Origin of the sequence: Thermofilum adornatum, from assembly GCF_000446015.1 — an archaeon.
Lineage (GTDB): Archaea > Thermoproteota > Thermoprotei > Thermofilales > Thermofilaceae > Thermofilum > Thermofilum adornatum.
Genome location: NC_022093.1, coordinates 115589 through 130993, shown reverse-complemented (window position 1 = coordinate 130993; position 15405 = coordinate 115589). Strand labels below are relative to the sequence as shown.

Genomic DNA, 15405 nt, shown 5'->3' with positions numbered 1-15405 from the left:
CCCCGATAGTCTTTGCTTTCACGGATAAGGCAATATATTTATCCAACGCTATTCGAAAATGATAGGATATGAGGGCCATAGCCATTATAGGCTATAAGGATTCTGGGAAAACGGTTCTTGCAGAACGAATGATACCCATCCTCAAGGCAAAAAACATGAAGGTTGCAGTTGTGAAGCATGTGCACGAGGAAATTTCTCTTCCTGAAAAAGACTCTGGCAGGCTTTTCAGGGCTGGAGCCGACCTTGTCTTGACTGTCTCCAAAGGCGTAATAGAGGAATATAGGAGGTACGATGCAAAGCTATGGGAAATAATTTCAAGTTTGAAGAGCTATGACTTCGCCATTTTTGAAGGATTCAAGTCCGAGTTTCCAGGCGTTAGGATTGCCGTTGCAAAAGACGCCGAGGAGGCTAAACAGCTCGTTTCACCCCTAACCATTGCCATCGTTTCCACGAGGGAAAAAATAGATGGAGAAAACTTCAAGATTCCTGTATTCGACTTGGATCGTGACCTAGAGAAAATAGTAGACTACGTGCTTAAAAAGGCCTTTGAGCCGCTACCAGCCCTTAACTGTGGCTTCTGCAAGTATGGAAACTGCATGAGCATGGCTGAAGCGATTCTTCGAGGCGAGGCAACACATAGAGACTGCACAGTTTTATCCTCTAAGGTAAAGCTAAGGGTTGACGGAAGAAGCATCGAGCTAAACCCCTTTGTGCAGGACGTTTTCAGGAACGTTGTCTATGCTTTGGTCTCCACCCTTAAGGGTGCGCCTACGAATCCATCAAGCGTAGAGCTAAAGGTTGAGAGGTAGATAGCATGATCCCCACGACCCTGGTGGGGAGCTTTCCCCTCGATTACAACCGTGAAAACATTAAGCGGGCACTTATAGACCAATACGAAGTTGGGATAACGTTCCCAGTGTTGCCTCAGCTACGGGACTTCGTCTACATGTATGTTGAGCCACTAGTGAACAAGGGAGTCCTTTCCTATGAGCATCTGGGCTATGAGGTTCGGGGAGACATTTTGTCCGTGGAGCCCGAGCCCCCAGAGGACATAGTTTATGCTGTCGACATTGCTGAAGACCTCGGCATCAAGTACAGGCTAGCATTTACGGGGCCATTTACGATTGCCTCTCGGCTAACCCCTAAAGGAGGAAAACTAGGCGACATAAAATCCTCGCTCCTGGCATACGAGGATCTCTTCAGTGAACTTTTCGACTACCTGGTGGAAATGGCTCGTGAAGTCTCAAAAGTATCACGTCCCCATGTTGTATGTGTAGACGAGCCAGTTCTCTCAGTGATTGTGGGGGCAAAGAGTATAATGTTTGGCATGGAACCCAATAAAATAACCCAAGTACTCGACCGCGTGCTAGGCCAGTTTAAGAGCCCCCTTAGAGGAGTCCATGTTTGTAGTAGGCTCCCGCCCCTATTGAAGAATATTCTTCTTCCTTTGAGAAATGCGAATTTCTTAGACCACGAGCACAGCGACATACCAGAGAACAGGAAGTACTATAGTAGAGAAGAGTTAAACAGAGCCGGTAAAGCTCTCGGCTACGGTATTATCTCGTCTCGAAACACACGTGTAGAAGAGGAGCAGGACGTCATGGCTTTAGCTAAAGAAGCCCTGAATACCTATGGGGCACACCTTGCCTTCCTGAAGCCGGACTGTGGATTTGGCGGGATGAGGGGGTTTTTAAAGGGTAGGGAATACGAGGAAATAGTGCTGAGGAAGCTTAAGGTATTAGTCAATGTAGCAAAGGGGCTAGGAGAACAGGAATGACTAGGCTCCTAGATATACCAGTCCAAGTAGAATGTTTGATAAGGCAACGTATCAATAGGTTCGTCGTAGAGGTAGAGGTAGAAGGAAAAACCCGGAGAGCCCACATAAACAACACTGGGCGCCTGAGAGAGTTTCTCGTTAGTGGCAGGAAGGCTTTCTGCATACCAAAAGATACGCCGAAGACCCAGTACCAATTATTCGCTGTTGAGGAAGGCGGGCTAGCCGCGCTTATTGACACTGCCCTGCAGATGAGGGCTTTCGAGCAACTTATATCTCTAGGGATAAAGCCGTGGGACAACATTAGGATTTCACGTAGGTCCCCTCGCCTATACAGTTCAGTGTTTGACTACGAATTTGAGCGTCGTGGAGAGGACATACTTGTAGAGGTTAAGAGTGCAGTGCTGAGGGAAAACTCTTATGCGATGTACCCTGACTGTCCAACCGAGCGTGGAAGGAGGCAAATCAAGGAGCTTATCAGACACGTTGAGTCAGGCAGAAAGGGGCTCATAGTTTTCATTGCGGCTCTTCCAAATGTGGAAGCCTTCAAGCCCTACGTGGAGGGGGACAGTGAAGTGGCAAGGTTGCTCAGAATAGCGAAAGAAACAGGTGTAGAGATCAGGGCTATTTCAATGCACTATGAGCCTATACAGCGAAATATTGTTCTGGATAACCCTGACCTTCCAGTCTTTATTCCTCCGTGACGACTTGCTGAATAAGCTTTACATATTCTTCTTTTACTTTCTCCATGTATGACTCGCTGAGTTGGCCGTGAGGAGTTGGCGTCTCGAATATTCTCTTTGGAAATGTTACATCCTCTGGTTTGTAGCCTTCCCTGAGCTTGAGGCGGTACTTTTCCCGATAAATCTTTTTGCCAAGCTTGTACAAGTCGTCTACACTCATCTCGACGCCCAGGGGCCTAAGAGCCTTCGAAACTATTTCTGGCCTGTATACTTTTCTTGCAAAGAGGCATATAACCAAGCTTGTTAAGACTTGTCTCCAGCTCTCTTCCTCGTAGAGTCTTCTAACAAGCTCGCTGGGCTCCAGCGTTCTGCCAATCGTCTCCTGGTCCAAGTCATAGCCTGCATTGTCAAGGTGGCTGTGGCGTGCACCAAAGGCGTAGTTTGCATACGCTGCTGGACCGGTATGGTACCCGGCCATCTCGTTGCCGCCGAAGGTCAGGGCGAAGTCTCTTCCGCCCCATTTCCTCGTAGCATAATCGAGTCCTTTCGCGAGGTCTCTGTAGAGCTCTGTAGGCTGTTCAACAAGGTATTGAACAGCCTTCTTGTAAGAGTCGTAGTCTCCAAATGACAGCTTCAGCCCGCCGAGGTCGTTTTCGCTAATGAGCCCCCTGCTGTATGCCTCTGTAGCCCACGCTAGGACTACGCCGGTCGTCATTGCGTCGAGGCCCAGGGAATCCACCAGGTCGATAAGCTCAAGCATGCTTTTTGCTTCCTTTGCTCCAAGCATTGCTCCAAGGGCATATATGGGCTCATAGTCGTAGCCAACAAACGTCGTCTTGTAGAAGTAAGACTCTTCCTCATAAGGCTCCCTTAGAACAGCCAAGTGGATGCATGCTACAGGGCAGTGGGCACAGGACACTCTCCTTCCCAAATAGTTCGCGGCAATGTATTCGCCAGAGATCTTTTCAGCGGTTTCTAGGCTTGAGCACTGGAGGTTTAAGGAGGGCAACGCCTTCAACGCGTTCAAGACGTTTACGTTTACAGGTGTCCCTATCTCGTGGTACTTCTTCATAAGTGGGCTGTCGACAATAAGCTTGTAGATTTCGTCATAGACCTCTCGGTAAAGCTTCCTGTCACTGACCTGTATAGACTTCTTCCCGCTAACCACGAGCGCCTTAAGCTTTTTGCTTCCAAAGACAGCGCCTAGACCAAGCCTGCCAAAATGCCTGTAAGTCTCAGTAATCACATTTGCATACGTGACAAGCTTCTCGCCCGCCCTACCTATACGCATGATCGTCCTTATTCCAGAGCCAGGCTCAACCTCTCGAAGTACTCGTCCAACAGTATGACTACTCGTCATACCCCACAGTGCTCTGGCCTCCCGGAAGAACACCTTGTCTTCCTGGATAGAGACCCATACAGGAAGGTCGCTTGCACCCTTGATCACTATTGCGCCGTACCCGGCAAGCCTGATCGCTATGGCGCTTCTGCCTCCCGCGTGGCTCTCGCCAAGGTTTCCCGTATGTGGAGACTTAAACATTGCAACAGTCTTTGAAGCCGTAGGATAAACAGCGTTGAAAGGACCAACAGCAAAGACGATTACGTTATCTGGTCCAAGGGGGTCTGCGCCCCTGGGCAGTTCTTCTTCCAAAAGCTTTGTAGCTACGCCGGTGCCGCCAAGGTACTCTTCGAATAAGTCGTGCCTGTCTTCAACCCAGTACTTTTTACGGGATAAATCAATATAGAGGACATTTCTTGGAAGACCATCCACCATTCATCCTCACCTCACAAGTTGTAAAACACCGTAAGGACAATACTCAGCACAGTAACCACAGTGTACACATATAATCGGCTTATTGTTTTCTAAGTCCCACTGTACAGCCCCTATCGGACAAGCTCTCGCACAGTTACCACAGCCGATACATTTCTCGGCCTTGAGCAACACGCCTCCCCCAGGCCTCTTGACAAGTGCATCTGTTGGGCATACAGCCGCACAGGGAGGATCCTCGCATGCCCTACAAACAACAACCTTGTATCCCCTCTCGACTCCCCCAATGCTTGACACATGTATTGCGGATTTTGCCAACCCACCTTCTCCAAATCTACGGGAACATGCAAACATACAAGACATGCATCCAACACACTTGTTGACATCTGTTATAACTAGCCTTGCCATTTTGACCCACTTCCGATATAGACAAATTATTCTCAGCTTATTTAAATATGGGTTAATTAGAGGAGATAAAAATTTTTAAATTTCTTCCTTACGATTATTCCCGTGGAGAAAAAGCTACTCGTTATCCTGATGTCTGGATGGGCTATAGGAGCCCTAAACGCTGGACTTGCCTCCGGCACATTGACAGCTATCAGGACAGAGCTCAATCTTTCACCCGAACAGGCCGGGCTCATTTTGAGCTCGTGGCTTGTCGGAATGCTGATAGGCGCATTTGTCTTTGGCTTTCTCAGCGACAAAATTGGGAGGAAAAAAGCCATCGTCTTGTCATTATTGACCATGGGGATCTTTACCCCCCTGACATCATTTGTGAGAGACTGGATTACACTTTCGATACTGAGGCTCTTAGCTGGTACTGGAAACACTGGCTACATGGTTACTGCAAGCGTGCTCCTCGCAGAGTACTCGAGAAAAGAAACCAGGGGAAGAAACATAACCCTACTAGAAAGCTCTTGGGCCATAGGGTGGCTCCTAGCAATAATTCTATCAAGAATAATTCTACCGATCAGTGGCTGGCGGGCCGTGTTCTTGTCCTCGACGATAACATGGCCAGTTCTCCTGGTAGTTCTCCTCTATGTCCCAGAGTCTGCGAGGTTCCTTCTACTAAAGGGAAAAACAGAAGAAGCAAGAAGCCTAACCCAAAGATTCTCTATAGAATTACCAAGTACAAGCCAGCAAGAGAAAGCCTCTCTAAAGGAACTCTTTACAGGTAAATACTTTGCAAGGACGCTCATGCTCTGGATACACTGGTTCATGCTCGCCTTCTCATATTGGGGCATTTTTACATGGCTACCCGACCTCCTTGCAAGGAGAGGGTTAAGCATCGTCAAGAGCCTCGAATATGCAATTATCATAACGCTTGCACAAGTCCCCGGATACTTCTCAGCCGCCTACCTAGTCGAAAAAGTAGGAAGAAAGCGTACCCTCGCAACCTACATGCTGGTTTCTGGTCTCTCAAGTTTCGGCCTATGGATGGCTACCAGTGACCAGGCCGTCCTATTATGGGGAATCGTACTCTCAGCATTCAACTTGGGGGCGTGGGGAGTAACATACGCCTACACCCCTGAACTATACCCCACCAAGCTGAGAGGCACGGGAAGCGGGTGGGCCAACTCTGTCGGCAGGATAGGAGGCATCCTTGGACCATACTTCGTAGGCTTCATGCTTTCACAGTTCAAGGAGCCATTCACGTCTTTCCTGGCATTTGCCGTTGCGCAGCTCGTATCGAGCCTGACTGTGTCTGTGCTTGGAATAGAGACTAAGGGTAAAACATTAGAGGAAGTCTCCTAAAATGCTTTGATCTCCTCTAAACGATTCATTTTTATATCTTTCTAGGATTATTATACATGTTATGGCATCTAGTAGACCCCCGTTAAGCGGGGCAGTTGTCAGAATCGATCCCTTAAAGCTGGATGATATTGTTTCTCTTGTTGCCGAGAAAATGTGGAGATTTGAGCTTCCAGTTGTCCCAGTTGTAGATTCAGAAGGCAAATATGCTGGAATAGTTTCTATTTTCTCGATTCTCAAATCTAAGTACCAAGGAAACACAAAAATTAGGAGCGTCCTCGAGAAGGTTCCCATTGTCGACTCTTCCTATTCCCTCACAGATATCGCCAGGATGTTTGTTAAAACGGGCCAGCCGGGCCTCCCCTACGCTGAGGAAGGGAAAATAGTTGGAGTAATTTCGGCTAGGAGACTATTAGAAACGATGGGGCTCGTCTCTAGGGTTGCAGCCAGGTATATAGCTTTCCCGCTGGAACCCCTTAAACCAGACGACCCCATAGAGAAAGCGAGAAAGTTGCTGGCAGAGAATGGGCTGAGGTTTGCGCCTGTCGCAGAGAATGGGAAGCCAGTGGGAGTGGTAAGGATCTACGACCTAGTCAACTTTATCTATAATACGCCCCTACGCAGAGAAAGGCTCGGCGAAATAAAGGGAGAAATATCATACTTCCTAGAACAGCCAGTATCCAAAATCATGGCCACAAACTTTAGAGCTGTAAATATTGATGGGCAACCCACCACTATGGACATAGCCGAGGGCTCGGTAGTGCTGAACGCCAACGGGACTGTCTATGGTATTATCTCTCCCTACTTGCTTCTGAGGAGACTTTTACCAGCAGTTGAGGAAGCCAACATTCCCCTTAGAATAGAGGGCGTAGAAGACCTAGACTTTATAGCTAGAAACCTTGTTTTCAGGAAGGCTCTAGAGGTTGCCCGGGAAATTGCGCAACGGGGACGCCTACTCGAAATGTCTGTGGTGATAAAGTCCCGTGAGAAGGCTGGAGAGAGAAAAAGGTATGACGCATACGTTTCTATAAAGCTTGACAAGGATACATTTAGTACATCTTCTTCTGGATGGGATCCTGTAGCAGTGACATTTGAAGCCGTGGACTCTGCTTACAAGGTCTTCTCGAAGACCAAGGAGAAAAAGAGGGATAGAAGAATATCGCTTGCAAGGCTGAGAAAGGCCTTTAGCTAGCATTCTCGGCAAAATTTTTATTTCTAATCTCTGTTTTCTTCCCGATGATGAGGTCTCGGGGAGATGCTCGTAGAAAGGATGCCGAGCAACCCCGTCTCTGAAGTTATATGACCATAAATTGTCCCTTTTGGATCTGTTTTTAGCAACAAAACAAAATATATCTAGGTCTTTCAAAGCGTTATTATAGGTATGGTTTTTCGAGACAGGGTCGACGCAGGAAAGAAGCTCGCCGAGAAGCTCCTAGAAGAAGGCATAACGGACAGCAACTTTAGGGTTCTAGGTATACCTAGGGGAGGAGTCATCGTTGCTAAAGAGGTCTCCGCGAGGATCAACGCTCCCCTCGACGTGATAGTGTCCAGGAAGCTGAGGGCGCCCGGAAACCCGGAGCTCGCGATCGGCGCTATAGCCGAGCTAGAGGCTGTCTACATAAACAGGGAGATAGTCATGCATCTAGGGATAGACCAGGAATACATCGAGAAAGAAGTAGAGTACCAGAAAAGAATAATCGAGAGCTACATCGAAAAGTTTAGGGGAGGACCCCTAGACCTCAGATCACAGATAGCCATAATTGTTGATGATGGAATCGCTACTGGTGCAACAGTCATCGCGGCATGCATCTCGGCCAAAAAAGCCGGCGCAGAAAAGGTTTACGTGGCTGTCCCCGTGATTTCTAGAGATGTACTACCCATTGTGTCAAAGTATGCTGACAAGGTAGTCTCCGTTCATGTCCCAACATTCTTGTTTGCTGTTGGAGAATTCTACAGAGATTTCTCAGAGGTAACCGACAAAGACGTCGTGTCGGCGCTTGGCAAGTCCTCCTAGACAAGGATCCTTTGACTCGATGCCTTCCTAAGCCTATTCATAATCGTGAGCCCAAGACCCCTCTCTTCGACTGGTTCAGCCAAAATTATATCTACATTCTTTGAATCAAACGTCCTTAATGAGGGATAAAGCCTCTTTGCTATCTGGAAAAAGTCTCTTCTGGAGCCTAGGCTAATAACCTCAGCCGGAAGGTCTAGATACCTGTCCCGCGTCTCGTCAGTACACAGGATGCCAACCTTTTTACCTAACCCTAGATGATACGTGGCCAGCTCCCTTATCTTCGCCACGACCTTCTCAATATTGATTGTGTCCCTGCTTTCTACCAGTATCAATGTAGCCCTTGGGGAGTAGTGTCGGTACTTTGTTCCAGGAGCTACTGCCTTCTCTGCCTCTCCTAGTCCCCTCGCAAATGAAGGAATAAAAATTTTGACACCCAGTACCTTCTCTATCTCCTCTACAGGCATAGAGCCGGGCCTTAGGAGGACGGGGGGCCTACTTGTCAAGTCAATGACTGTGCTTTCAACCCCGTAGAGCGTCTCGCCTGCGTCCAGAATCCCGTCGATAGCGTCCCCCAAGTCCTCTATAACGTGCTGGGCAGTTGTAGGGGAGGGTCTACCAGAGAGATTCGCGCTGGGAGCGGCAATTGGGGCACCAGCGGCCTCAATAAGTTTTAGGGCGACATTGTGGGCAGGCATCCTGATAGCGACTTTCCCAAGGCCGCCAGTCACCTCTCTTGGGACCCTAGCAGATTTGGGCAATACAATGGTTAACGGACCAGGCCAGAATCTTTTAGCCAGCTCGTGTACCTCCAGGGGTATGTCCACCGCCAGCTCGGAGACCTGCGAGAAGCTTGAGACGTGCAGAATAAGTGGGTTGTCCATGGGCCTCTTTTTTGCTTGGAATACTTTCTTTACGGCTTCTACCAAGTTGTATATCGCTCCTAACCCGTAAACAGTCTCCGTTGGAAACGCGACTACTCCACCAGACTTCAATATAGAGGCGGCTTCCTCGATGGCTCTTGGATCTGGATCAGATGGGTCAACCTTCCAAATCTTTGCCGGCACCCCTGAACCCTCCTTTTTCACTATTGACAAAATGCAATAAAAATCCATTTGTGACGCGTTCCTTAAATGCTATGCAGGAACCCACTATCTTTTTAAGTAGAGTCTCGAAAACCAACAAAGGATAAGTTTGAGCCTCTCGAAATACAAGTTTCCCTACAAGCCGAGGCCCCGCCAACTAGAGGTAGCCTCAGAGATACAGGAAACACTCAAGACAGCCAACGTTATCCTCGAGGCCCCAACAGGCTTCGGCAAAACACCTGTAGTAATCTATTCGCTTTTGCCCTTCCTAGACAGGGGAGGAAGAATAGTGTGGGCCGTTAGAACGGGAAATGAGACGGACAGGCCAATCGAGGAGTTCAGGGTCTTCCGCGAAAAGTCAAATGCAAGATTCATAGCTATGAGCTTCCGCGGGAAAAAGGACATGTGCCTCCTAGCGAAGGAGTTCGGCGAGACACTTGACTACAGCGAGGTCTCCTACATATGTAGCCGCGAGAGGAAGAGGTGCCCATACTACAATAGGCTAGAGGAAGGCGTAGACTACAGCATCCTGCTGAGCAGGGGCGTGCTAACCTACAGTGAAGTCTATGAATGGGCCCGAAAGAAAAAGGTATGCCCATACTTTCTACAGAGAGAGTTGCTTAAAGTGGCAGACGTAGTATCGCTCAGCTATAACTACGTGGTAGACGAGAACCTCTCCTGGACGATAAAGGGAGCCTTCCCGCTTAGCCAGTCCATACTCGTAGTGGACGAGGCGCACAACCTGACACAGCTAAACCTCGGCGGAGACACAGTGACAGAGGGCACAATTGAGAGGGCGAAAAGAGAGGCAGAAGAACTAGAAGCCAGAGACATGGCCGAATTCATAGACAAGATACAGGAAAACGTGGAAAAAGAGTTCTCGAGCCTAGGCGAAGAAGAGTCCCAAGTATTCAGCCCGCTTAAACTCATAGATGGACGCGAGGAAATGATAGAGAAAATGAAGATTCTAGGCGAGGAGGTAAGGGACATGAGGTTTAGAGAAGGTAAAAGGCCGCACAGTAGCCTGTACCACTTGGCAAACTTCCTAGAAGAGGCAACCAGCTACGAGGGAGAAAGAGGAGTAGCCCTGATAGCCGAAAAAATCGATGGCAAAATACACCTCAACATATGGGACATGAGATCCTCTGAGATACTCTCAAACGTCTGGAAGAAGTTTAGAAGGGTAATATTTATGTCTGGCACCCTCAGCCCCATAGAGGCGTTCGCCGAGACAATAGGAGTAAAAAACTACAAGCCCATAAGCGTCCCCAGCCCATACGACGAGACAAATGCATCCGTATACATTGTAAAAGACCTCACAACAAGAGGCGAAGAGCTCTCACAGGAAATGGCCAGAAAATATGTAGAAGCTATCGGAAAGGTCCTCGAGAGGGTAAAGGGAAACACGGCCGTCTTCACTGCCAGCTACAGGATACAGCTGAAGCTCCTAGAAGCAGGTCTAAGGGAGACAAGCCAACAAAAGGGCTACCAAGTCTTCGTCGAGAAAAGGGATATGAGTGGCCAAGAAGCCGGAGAAGTACTCCAAGAGTTCAAGGAGCTTGCAGACGAAGGAAAAGGGCTACTAGTAGCACCAATGGGTGGAAGATTCGCCGAAGGCATAGACCTCCCCGGAAAAGAGCTTGTATGCGTCTTCCTCGCAGGAATACCCTTCGAAAAACCAACAGTAAAGACCAACCTCTACATCTCCTACTACGAGGAGCTATACGGAGAAGGAAAAGGAAGACTCTACGCATACATATACCCCGCCCTCCGCAAAGCCTCACAAGCAATAGGGAGAGCCCTCAGAAGCCCAAGAGACCAAGCAGTAATAATCCTGGGCGACCACCGCTACAACAATTACCTGCCACTCCTGCCAGACTACGTCCGCGAGCTAAGACAAGAAATAAGCCACACAAAGCTGGACCACATACAGCCACCCTGGGAAAAAATCAGGCTATAAAACTTCAAGATAATTTAGAGAAACCTCTCTATTCTTCAAAAACAACATTTAAAATACACCTGTCTTTGACTTTAAGAGATATGTTTGAGGAGGATCTAAACAGGATAATAGAAGCAAGGTTGAACATGACTCTTGCAGACATTGCTTATACTGCTCTTAGGAAGGTCGCGCTCCTGGGGCTGCCCATCAAGCCCCAGAAAACGAGTAACAGGACTGTGGTGGTGTTCTACGAGAAGAAGAGGGCAGTTTTCCGGGTCACTGTGGCCAGGGGCCTCGGGTCGAGCCACGTAGTGTGTCTCAAGACATATGTCTCGGACTGTGGAAAAGTTGCAACGATTAGTGGAGATGGCCAATTGACCCTTGAAATAGATGGTATACCTGGCTACCTGTCTTCCCCGGGCGAGCTGTATAACGGGTTTGTTGCAGATGTTTGGACGGCCCGGGTGAAGGCTATCCAGCGGGGAGAAGTCGTATCGTTTTCTCGAGAAAAGCTTCCTGCTTATCTCCTAAGCAAAGTGGGCGAAAAGGTAGGCCCGCTTCTCGATAGGCTAGAAGTTTACTTTATGCCTGCTACAAGCGACTATGCGCTTGGGAGGAATGGCGTGTACCCAGTATGGACGGACATGAATGGATTGGTGATTTCTGTCTCTGAAATTGGGCTGGAAGAGCTTAGAGAGCTGTTTGAAAAAGAAGAGCTGGGGCATCGCTAGGGGGTCTCGGCGCTCTATGAAGCTTTTTCGTTGAGGAGCAGAATCCAAGTCTTTGAGGGCAAAATTTTGTAGAAGCTCTTAGCTCGTCTTGATGACTTGTTGCAGGTCTTGAGAAAAGTTTCCTATTATCGTATGGAAAGAAAACAATTTAAAGACACGAGGGGATTCTATAGTTGTGAAGAAAATGTCAAACAAAATAGAGAAAAATTCTCGATACCTCGCCATATTCTCCCTGATAATAGTACTGGCAGTCGCTTTTGCGCCAGCATTTTCACAGCCAAACCTACCGGGCATACTTTCCTTTGCACAGCAAAACCCCGCTACTAACATTGGCCTGGGGAAACCCGCAATTGTTCAGCCCGGCGGCACTGTCCAGGTTAAACTCCAGCAGAACGTCCAGGTCGGCACAGTTTCCTCGGCATACATGTATACAGTGGTCTACGACTCTGGCTTGAAGATTAGAAATTATACGGTGACGGTCACTAGTAGTGGGAACACCCTGACGTTATCTATACCTCCAAGCGTGGAGCCCGGCCTATACGACCTCGTCATCAAGGGCCCTACAACCATTAGGCTGCCTAGAAGCGTCTGGGTCTACAAGACTTTGCCATCCAAGCTGAAGATTGCCCACTTCAGCGACCAGCACTATGGTGCAGGCCAGCCAGACGTTATAACAGGCGACATGAACAGGCTCGCAGGATACCTAGTGGCCAGCCTGCTCGGCCCCGACCTCATAATCGACACGGGCGACATTGCCGACACAGCCTCTGCAGACCAGTATGCACAGGCAGTCTCGTTTGAGTATGCGTTCCTCTATAGCTATCCAATCCTCGCAGTCCCCGGAAACCACGATCATCCCCCCGACAGCTTCACAAAGTACTACGGCGACACCACGTGGTATAGGGTCATAGGCGGCAAGCTCCTCATTATTGGACTCTTTTCCCCTGAGCAAGGATATCCCCCAATGGAACAGCTACAGTGGGCAAGCCAAGTGCTCGAGGCCAACAAGGATGTTCCCATCAAGATCATACTTGTGCATCACCCAGTGTTCTACTATCAGGGAGAACTCAAGACGAGGTACGATGACCAGAACGTAATCGCTCCCTACGACCCACAGAAGAACCCCAACTCGCCCGTCTCTTCGTACTGGGGCGCCAACATGGATGCAGTGAGATACTTCCTGAAAATGATAGAGGACTACAAGGTCAACTATGTGTTCTCTGGCCATGTCCACAGGGACCTCTTCACGAAGTATACGAGTACGAGGACGGGCTTCACTACCTATTTCATCACGATCACAACCCTGGGGATGGGCTCCGCCATATACGACGGCTTAGACTTCTACACGCTGGACCTTACCACTGGGAATATAGACTTCCCATTCAAGCCTTCCACATTTATAGGCTTTAACAATGACTCTACTAAGCTCGCCCAGAACACTATACCCGTAGGAATCTATCCTCCCAGAAACAACCTGGGAGTCTCTAATCAAGTCTTTACCCCGACCTATTATCTCCAGTCGGGAGAAGCCTATGTCTTCAGCGTTGAAAACGACCTCTCTTACCTGGACCTCGAAAACACCGTTGTATGGTGCCTCCCCTGGATAGGCGACTTCAACATAAAGGTTCTAAACGCTCTTAACGGTGCAAGCATACAAGTCTTGGACAAAATGTACCTGGACGGCAAGCTCTACCTAGCCCTACACGTTAAACTGCCCTACAAGGGCCGGCTCGAATTCGCATTGTACAGGGCCCCCGACAACCAGCCACCAACAATAAAGGTAAAAATGCTTAACCCAGCACAGCCAGCCAGCGGGGCAACAGTTAACGTCTTTGTGGAGGTAGCCGACCCCGGGTGGGGCGTAAAGAACTTCACGGCAAGCTATGTTCTTGCCGGAAAAGAATACAAACTCGCACCGGAACTTTACTCGCCTAATACGCTCATCTCCCCAGTAACCTCCTTCGTATACAAACTTACGATTCCGCCTATCGAGAACGTCGACAGCATAACCATAAAGATGGTAGCCTTCGACAACGCCGGCAACCAGGCCACAAGCGAATATAAACTAGCCTACCAGACTCCTACGCCCTCAACCCAGCAGCCGCAGCAACCTAGTCAGCCTTCTCAGCCCTCGCAGCCTAGTCAGCCGTCTCAGCCCGGCCAGTCCCAGCCAAACCAGACAGCCCCAACACAGCCAACAACCCAGCCATCACAGGCACCGCCAGCCCAGCCGCCAACTCTTCCTATCCTGCCGATCGCAGGAGGCATACTCATCGTAGCCGTAGCGATGCTGGTTCTACTAGCACTCAGAGAAAGGAAGAAGAATCCATAAAACGACCGCTTAATTTATATAGTTTTTTCTCATTCTAATTACTCGATAAACATGAACACCAAAAAAATTCTAATTGTAAGCGTGGTCCTCGTAGCCGTACTAGTTTTCGCGGTAAACAGCCATGCCCAGCCAATAACAGTAGCCGTCGACCTAGGACACGGAGAGAGCAACAAGTATCTAAGCTATATCATGGGAAACATTACAGGCGTACAATGGAGAATAATAACTACGACAATTACACCCGATGTTCTAAAAGGAGTAGACATTCTACTCCTAGGACAGCCTACAGTCGCCTTCTCGCCGGACGAAATACAGGCAATAAAGGACTGGCTCTTCTCTGGAAACAAGGTTCTCTATGTGGCGGGCGACTCTGACTACGGCCCCGGACAGAAGACAATTGTACAGATAAACGACCTGCTTGCAGGCATTGGGACAAAGTTGCGCCTGGAGCATGGATCAGTCTACAGCGATAACCCCAACGTGACCGCTAAGGCCTACTACAGGATGTTGTCCTTTGTGGAGCCCGACAATGTTCCGGGGCTATTCACAGACATAATCAAGCAGGGGGTAACTAAGCCAATCCTCATGCACGGGCCAGGATGCATTATCTGGCAGGATGCCCAAGGCAAGTACCACGACCCCGTAAAGGAAACCTTCCCAGGGCTCATAAGGATCGTATGGGCCCACAAGGCATACATCGGCGACAACACCCCACCAATACCATACGTCTATGACCCGATGACCTATGGTAAAGGGACAGGAGACCACGACTTCGTAATGTATGCTGCCGAGTACTTCAGCGACAAGAACAGCCTGGTAGTAGTCGCAGGCGAGAGCCTCTACGGCGACTACGAGCCAGCATGGGCGTCAAGCTACTACGGCGTCTCACTTGACGGCCCACTATTCGTACAGAACCTCATCAAATGGTGGGTCAAACTAATAACGACGGGACCAATCGAGAGAAAGTTGGGCGACCTCTCGCAGTCTGTCTCAACTCTGTCCGGCAACCTAAACCAGCTAAGTTCCCAGGTGTCATCTCAAGGATCAGCGATTCAAAAGATGCAGGGAGACATCCAATCCATAAAGAACGATGTAGATTCTCTAAAGGCAACTGTTAACTCTCTAGCCGGAACCGTAAACGAGCTCATGATCCTCGTTATCGTCGAAGCTGTCCTCATAGTCGTTGTTCTGGCATTAATGTTCCTCAGGAAACCTAAGGCTTCTTCTGCAACGGAGGTCAAAAAATAAACATTAAAAATATTGTTTTTTCTGTCTTTTTCTCTTTTGTGATCCAGAACAATACAAATATAGAACCACTGCCATTATTTCA

At 48.8% G+C, this 15405-nt stretch carries 13 protein-coding genes; 10 read left to right on the top strand and 3 right to left on the bottom strand.

Going from position 1 to position 15405, the window contains the following annotated elements; all coding sequences use genetic code 11:
- Nucleotides 1-68: 68 nt before the first annotated feature.
- The 3 genes from mobB to sfsA are packed head-to-tail and all read left to right on the top strand — an operon-like array spanning nt 69 to nt 2478.
- On the top strand, nt 69-809 hold the full coding sequence (gene mobB, locus N186_RS00655) for a molybdopterin-guanine dinucleotide biosynthesis protein B (protein WP_020961831.1): 741 nt from the start codon (nt 69-71) through the stop codon (nt 807-809).
- Nucleotides 810-814: 5 nt separating this feature from the next.
- Nucleotides 815-1777 carry a uroporphyrinogen decarboxylase/cobalamine-independent methonine synthase family protein gene (locus N186_RS00650; protein WP_020961830.1) on the top strand — a complete coding sequence of 321 codons (963 nt, stop codon included), beginning with the start codon at nt 815-817 and terminating at the stop codon, nt 1775-1777.
- Nucleotides 1774-2478, top strand: a complete 705-nt coding sequence (gene sfsA, locus N186_RS00645) for a DNA/RNA nuclease SfsA (RefSeq protein WP_020961829.1) — start codon at nt 1774-1776, stop codon at nt 2476-2478. The genes N186_RS00650 and sfsA overlap by 4 nt, the downstream gene beginning before the upstream one ends.
- On the opposite strand, the gene N186_RS00640 is transcribed toward sfsA, so the two are convergent.
- Complete coding sequence (locus N186_RS00640) at nt 2465-4231, bottom strand: aldehyde ferredoxin oxidoreductase family protein (protein WP_020961828.1); 1767 nt, start codon at nt 4229-4231, stop codon at nt 2465-2467. The genes sfsA and N186_RS00640 overlap by 14 nt on opposite strands.
- Nucleotides 4232-4237: 6 nt before the next feature.
- The gene (locus N186_RS09415) at nt 4238-4633 is read right to left on the bottom strand and encodes a 4Fe-4S dicluster domain-containing protein (RefSeq protein WP_148681931.1); all 396 of its coding nucleotides are present in this window, start codon (nt 4631-4633) and stop codon (nt 4238-4240) included.
- 102 nt (nt 4634-4735) lie between these two features.
- Between N186_RS09415 and N186_RS00635 the strand changes: the two genes are divergently transcribed.
- The 3 genes from N186_RS00635 (at nt 4736) to N186_RS00625 (ending at nt 7991) form a co-directional block, all read left to right on the top strand.
- Entirely contained in the window at nt 4736-5980 is a 1245-nt protein-coding gene (locus N186_RS00635) for an MFS transporter (RefSeq protein ID WP_020961827.1), read from the top strand.
- A 61-nt stretch (nt 5981-6041) separates the two neighbouring features.
- Complete coding sequence (locus N186_RS00630) at nt 6042-7169, top strand: CBS domain-containing protein (RefSeq protein ID WP_020961826.1); 1128 nt, start codon at nt 6042-6044, stop codon at nt 7167-7169.
- 189 nt (nt 7170-7358) lie between these two features.
- Nucleotides 7359-7991: a phosphoribosyltransferase gene (locus N186_RS00625; protein ID WP_020961825.1), complete on the top strand. Its 633-nt coding sequence runs from the start codon at nt 7359-7361 to the stop codon at nt 7989-7991.
- Here the strand turns inward: N186_RS00625 and N186_RS00620 are convergent.
- Entirely contained in the window at nt 7988-9103 is a 1116-nt protein-coding gene (locus N186_RS00620) for an L-threonylcarbamoyladenylate synthase (RefSeq protein WP_052885487.1), read from the bottom strand. The two genes, N186_RS00625 and N186_RS00620, sit on opposite strands and share 4 nt — an antisense overlap.
- A gap of 79 nt (nt 9104-9182) precedes the next feature.
- Here N186_RS00620 and N186_RS00615 point away from each other — a divergent pair, with 79 nt between their 5' ends.
- The 4 genes from N186_RS00615 to N186_RS00600 all read left to right on the top strand — a co-directional run bounded on the left by N186_RS00615 (nt 9183) and on the right by N186_RS00600 (nt 15323).
- The gene (locus N186_RS00615) at nt 9183-11033 is read left to right on the top strand and encodes an ATP-dependent DNA helicase (RefSeq protein WP_020961823.1); all 1851 of its coding nucleotides are present in this window, start codon (nt 9183-9185) and stop codon (nt 11031-11033) included.
- 80 nt (nt 11034-11113) lie between these two features.
- Nucleotides 11114-11743 carry a hypothetical protein gene (locus N186_RS00610; RefSeq protein ID WP_020961822.1) on the top strand — a complete coding sequence of 210 codons (630 nt, stop codon included), beginning with the start codon at nt 11114-11116 and terminating at the stop codon, nt 11741-11743.
- A gap of 184 nt (nt 11744-11927) precedes the next feature.
- A complete protein-coding gene (locus N186_RS00605; protein ID WP_148681930.1) occupies nt 11928-14075 on the top strand; it encodes a metallophosphoesterase family protein in 2148 nt (715 codons plus the stop codon).
- 51 nt (nt 14076-14126) lie between these two features.
- Nucleotides 14127-15323, top strand: coding sequence for a hypothetical protein (locus N186_RS00600; protein ID WP_020961820.1), 1197 nt, complete (start codon nt 14127-14129; stop codon nt 15321-15323).
- The last annotated feature ends 82 nt before the right edge of the window (nt 15324-15405 follow it).